Consider the following 5,496-nt stretch of genomic DNA (forward strand, 5'->3'; position numbering starts at 1 on the left):
CGCGGAGGCGGGGCCGCGCGGAGGCGGGGCCGCGCCGGGCCGCGGTCCTCAGGAGCGGTCGCCGGACGTCCGGCCCCACGAGCGGCCGCCCTGGCCGCGGTCCTGCGGCCGAGCCATCGCGGCGACGAACGCCTTCTCGACGTCGGCGGCGGACAGGACCCCGTAGATCGAGCCCGTCTCCTCGACGACCAGGTACTCGCTCGCCGGGTTCTCCCTCAGGCGGTCGAGCAGCGGCTCGCCGCCCAGGTCCGCGGGCACGCGCATGCCGTCCGTCAGGTCCTGGGTGAGGGTGCTGACCGCGACCCACGGGCGCCGGTGCTGCGGCACGCCCACGATGGACGACTCGCGCACGATGCCTCTCGGCTCGCCCTGGCCGTCCACGACGACGAGGGCGCGCGCACCGGCCTCGTTGGCCCGGCGCAGCGCCTCGGAGAGCGGCGTGTGGGACTCGACCGGCACGGCCCTGCGGGTCAGCGTGCGGGCCTGGAGCTGGGGCAGGTGCTCGCGCAGCCGCGCCATGCGCAGGCTGTTGCCCGCGCCGGTCCAGATGATCGCGGCGAGGATCGCGGCGATCAGGGCGTCCGTGACGGTCTCGACGCCGTCGATGCCGCCGTCGCCGCGCAGCCCGCCGCCGCCGAACAGCGGCAGGCCGATGAGCACGACGAGCACCGCCACGGCCAGCGCCCGGCCGACCCAGACGGCGGCGACCGTGCCGCTCATCGGTTTGCCGGTGATCTTCCAGACGACGGCGCGCAGCATGCGGCCGCCGTCGAGCGGGAGTCCGGGAAGGAAATTGAAGATCGCGACGATGAGGTTCGAGATCATGAGTCCGGCGAGCAGGACGCCGGGCACGGAGCCCGCGTCGACCGCGTACATCGCCGCGTAGAAGATCCCGGACAGGACCAGCGAGAGCAGCGGGCCGACGAACGCCAGCACGAACTCGCGCCCGGGGGTGTCGGACTCCTTCTCGATCTCCGAGACCCCGCCGAAGAACTGCAGCTGGATGCGGCGCACCGGCAGCTTGAACCTGAGCGCCGCCACGGTGTGCGCGAGCTCGTGCACGAAGACGGACGCGTAGAAGGCGACCGCGAAGAACAGCGCCACGAGGTAGCGCGCGTTGCCGATGTCCGGCAGGATGCCGCCCAGCTGGCCGCCGAAGATCCAGGTGATCAGCGCGGCGACCAGGAACCAGCTGGGCCCGACGTAGACGGGTACGCCGAAGGGGCGTCCCACCAGGATTCCGCCTCCGGGGTCCGCGGGGCGCGCGGGCTTCGTGCCGGTGAGCGGCGCGCCGCTCCCGCTGTGCGCTCCGCCCGTGCCGCGCTCGCCCGAGTCGTCGCCTTTCGGGCTTTTCGGGGCTTTCGGGGGTTTCACGGGTTCCTTCCGTCGTCGGCCGCGTCGTCCGCTCGACCTGTCGTCTGCTTGATCATGCAGTGCGAGCGGCCCTGTAGTCGATGGTATGCGGATCGCTGTCGGTGGCGGGTCGTAGGGTCTGCGGCATGAGTGCGAGCGTGCCCCCCACCTCCCTGTCTCCTTCGCGGGCGAACGACTTCATGCAGTGCCCCCTGCTCTACCGCTTCCGGGTGATCGACAAACTGCCCGAGAAGCCGAGCGAGGCGGCCACCCGCGGCACGCTCGTGCACGCCGTCCTGGAGCGCCTCTTCGACGATCCGGCCGGCGAGCGCACGGCGCCCCGTGCGAAGGCGATGGTGCCCCACCAGTGGGACAGGCTGCGTGCGGCGCGCCCCGAGCTGGCCGAGCTGTTCGAACAGGACGAGGCGGGCGAGCGGCTCGCGGCCTGGCTCGGGCAGGCCGAGGCCCTGGTGGAGCGCTGGTTCGCGCTGGAGGACCCGACGCGGCTGGAGCCGGCCGAGCGCGAGTTGTTCGTCGAGACGGAGCTCGACTCGGGGCTGCGGCTGCGCGGCGTGATCGACCGGGTGGACGTCGCGCCGACGGGCGAGGTGCGGATCGTCGACTACAAGACCGGCAAGGCCCCGCGCCCGCAGTACGCGGAGAGCGCCCACTTCCAGATGACGTTCTACGCGCTGGTGGTGTGGCGCCTCAAGGGCGTGATCCCGCGCCGCCTCCAGCTGGTGTACCTGGGCAGCGGCGACGTGCTGACGTACGACCCGGTGCCCGCGGACCTGGAGCGGGTGGAGCGCAAGCTGCACGCGCTGTGGGACGCGATCCGCCTCGCGACGGAGACGGGCGAGTTCCGGCCCCGGCCGACGAAGCTGTGCGGCTGGTGCGACCACCAGGCGTTCTGCCCCGAATTCGGCGGTACTCCCCCGGTCTATCCGCTGACGACGACGGCGCGGGACGGCCAGGGCACAATGGGCGTCTCCATCGAGAGGGGTTCGGCGTGAGTGTGGGCACCGTCCGCGTGCTGCTGGTCGACGACCAGCCGCTGCTGCGTACCGGTTTCCGGATGATTCTGGAGGCGGAGCAGGACATCGCCGTCGTCGGGGAGGCGGGGGACGGCCTGCAGGCCATCGAGCAGGTGCGGGCCCTCCAGCCCGACGTGGTGCTGATGGACATCCGCATGCCGCGGATGGACGGCGTCGAGGCGACGCGGCAGATCACCGGCCCCGGGCGGGACGGCCCGGCCAAGGTCCTCGTCCTGACGACGTTCGACCTCGACGAGTACGTGGTGGAGGCGCTGCGCGCCGGCGCGAGCGGGTTCCTGCTGAAGGACGCGCCCGCCGCGGAGCTCGTGCAGGCCATCCGGGTGGTCGCGGGCGGCGAGGCGATGCTGGCCCCGAGCATCACGCGGCGGCTGCTCGACAAGTACGCGGACCACCTGCCGTCGGGCGAGGAGCCGGTGCCGGACGCGCTGAACACGCTGACCGAGCGCGAGGTCGAGGTGCTGAAGCTGGTGGCGCGCGGCCTGTCGAACGCCGAGATCGCCGCGGACCTCTTCGTCAGCGAGACGACGGTCAAGACGCACGTGGGGCACGTGCTGACGAAGCTGGGCCTGCGCGACCGCGTGCAGGCGGCGGTGTACGCCTACGAGAGCGGGCTGGTCCGCCCCGGCGCCCAGTGACGGGTCCGGCCGTCCCGGCCCGGACCCGACGGCCCGGGCGGCTCCCCCGGTCGTGCCGGAGCCCCGGACCGGCGGTGCGGGTCCGGGGCGGACGGCGGCGGTGGCGCCGGGGTGCGCCCCCGGTGCCCCGGCATCAGTTGGTGGACGAGCCCCTGCCGAGCTCCCACAGGTAGTAGTTGGTCGCCGAGTCGACGGCCCACTCCACACCGGTCACGTCGGTGTGCGCCGCCACGTACTGCTTGCCCTGCCACAGCGGCAGGATCGGCACGTCGGCCGCGACCTGGTTCTGGATGTCCCCGAAGACCTCCGCCGCCGATCCCCGGTCCGCCTTGCGGCGGGACTCCGGGATCCACTCGTTGCGTATCTTCGGGTTGTCGTACGGGCTGCCGAGGAAGTTGTCCTTGTCCAGGAACGGCGCCGTGAAGTTGTCCGGGTCCGGGAAGTCGGGGAACCAGCCCATCCCGTAGATCGCGTAGTCGCCCTTGGTCTGGTCGGGACGGAAGGTGTCCCAGGGCGTGCCCTTGATGGTGACGTCGAACAGCTTGCTGTCGTCCAGCTGGCTGCGGAGGGTCTCGAACTCCTTGGCGGTGGGGGCGCCGTAGTGGTCCGTCGTGTAGTTCAGGGTCAGCTTGACCGGCGTGTGGACACCGGCCTTCTCGAGCGTGGAGGCCGCGCTCTTGACCGACGGCTGCGCACCGTATTGGTTGAAGAACGAGTTGGTGTGTCCCGTGATGCCGGCCGGGATGAGCGAGTAGAGCGGGGTCGCGGTGGCGCCGTAGACCTTGTCGACCAGTGCGTCGCGGTCCACGACGTAGGCCATGGCCTGGCGGACCGCCTTGTTCTTGGCGACCGGCGAGTCGGTGTCGAACCCGAGGTAGCGGATCTCGAGACCCGGCATCTCGGTGAGGTTGACGTCCTTGCGCGGGTTGTCGGTCAGGTCCTTGATCTGATCCGGCGTCATGCGCAGCATCACGTCGACGTCGTCCTTGTCGAACGCCGCGCTCATGGCCGAGGCGTCCTTGAACATGTCCATCTGGACCTTGTCGTTCTTGATCTTCACGTCCCCGATGTAGTTCGGGTTCTTCGTGAAGGTCGCGCCGACCAGGGTGTTGTTCTCCACCTTCGCCTTGAAGACGTAGGGACCCGAGCCGTCGATCTGGAAGCCGTCGCGCAGCTTCTTCGGCGCGTACTGCTTCGGGTCGACGATCCCCGCGGCCGGTGTGGCGAGCTTGTAGGGGAACGTGGCGTCGGGCGACTTGAGGTGGAACTCGACGGTGCGGCCGCTGGTGTCGATCTTGCCTATGTTGGTGAGCAGGCCGTACGCGCTGTTGGGGTCGTGGATGTTGACGACCCGTTCGATCGAGTACTTCACGTCCTCGGCGGTGACCGGATCGCCGTTGGCGAACTTCAGGTCCGGGCGGAGCGTGCAGCGGTAGGTCTGGCTCTGGTGGTCCGTGAACAGGCAGCGGTTGGCCGCCTCGGGCACGGGCTCGCCGCCGCCGCGCGGCACGTGCGTCAGCGTCTGGATCGTCTGGTGCAGGACGTTCCACGCGGACGTGTCGTAGGTGTAGGCGGGGTCGAAGGGCGCGGGTGCCGCCTTCGTCGCGACGAACTGGTCCGTGGTGCCGACGACGATGGCCTTGCCGGCGTCGGAACTGTCGCCACTGCCGCCGCAGCCGGCCAGGACGGGTGCGAGCAGACCGACGGCTGCCGACAGCACCAGGGTTTTGTGCTTCATCGTGGGTTGACTCCTTGTGCGGAAACCAGGACTCGGCGGTCCGTACGACGCCGGGTCACCCCGCGCACGACGCGTGTTGAGGGGCTGCGACTCGCCACGACATTAGCCGCCGCGCGGGGGGAACCCTCAACGGGCTTCCAGGGGCGGGGCGTCACTCAGTGATGACCAATAACCGCCTGTGAATGCACGGTCGTCGCATGTTTCGTACAGTGCTTCACCAACCGGGACACATGGGCACGCGCAAGCGGCCCGAACGAGCCACGCGGACAGAGGTTGTACGGTTCGACGCGCCGGGCGGGGTGACGAAAGTCACTCTCCGTCGCCGGAGGGGGCCCCGGCGACGGGCCCGTCCGTGCGGTGGGAGCGCTCCGCACCGCCGCACGCGCGGGCCCGCACCCGGCGCGGAGGCGAGCCGGCCTCGACGGCTCAACTCGCGGCTGACCTGGGCGTCTTAACCCCGGAGCGGGCGCGGTACCGGCTCGGTGCCCGCCCTTCGGCGCCGCGCCGTGCACCCTCCGCTCCCCGGTTCGTGCCGTCCGGCGGTCGGGGAGCGCGGGGGCCTCCAGGGCAGCGGCGGCCGCGCCCGCGAACGCCTCGGCACCGCCGCTTCAGGGGATGTCGGCACCCGGCGCCGTATGTCCGCGCGATCCTGGCGGGAGCGAGATCCCTCACCGCGATCGCCGAGCGGGCCGCTGACGCCCTCGCTCCCTGCTGC

Annotated in this window: 4 protein-coding genes; 2 read left to right on the top strand and 2 right to left on the bottom strand. The window is 71.2% G+C overall.

What is annotated here, in order from left to right:
- Positions 1 to 48: 48 nt before the first annotated feature.
- Positions 49 to 1,374, bottom strand: coding sequence for a site-2 protease family protein (locus L1885_RS22655; RefSeq protein WP_235799017.1), 1,326 nt, complete (start codon positions 1,372 to 1,374; stop codon positions 49 to 51).
- Between the two features lie 80 nt (positions 1,375 to 1,454).
- Here L1885_RS22655 and L1885_RS22660 point away from each other — a divergent pair, with 80 nt between their 5' ends.
- Complete coding sequence (locus L1885_RS22660) at positions 1,455 to 2,366, top strand: RecB family exonuclease (protein WP_235799018.1); 912 nt, start codon at positions 1,455 to 1,457, stop codon at positions 2,364 to 2,366.
- A gap of 62 nt (positions 2,367 to 2,428) precedes the next feature.
- Positions 2,429 to 3,043 carry a response regulator gene (locus L1885_RS22665; protein WP_235799020.1) on the top strand — a complete coding sequence of 205 codons (615 nt, stop codon included), beginning with the start codon at positions 2,429 to 2,431 and terminating at the stop codon, positions 3,041 to 3,043.
- A gap of 133 nt (positions 3,044 to 3,176) precedes the next feature.
- Here the strand turns inward: L1885_RS22665 and L1885_RS22670 are convergent, their stop codons facing one another.
- Entirely contained in the window at positions 3,177 to 4,781 is a 1,605-nt protein-coding gene (locus L1885_RS22670) for an ABC transporter substrate-binding protein (RefSeq protein ID WP_235799019.1), read from the bottom strand.
- Positions 4,782 to 5,496 lie beyond the last annotated feature (715 nt).

It is taken from the genome of Streptomyces fuscigenes, assembly GCF_021556455.1.
In the GTDB taxonomy this organism is placed as follows: domain Bacteria; phylum Actinomycetota; class Actinomycetes; order Streptomycetales; family Streptomycetaceae; genus Streptomyces; species Streptomyces fuscigenes.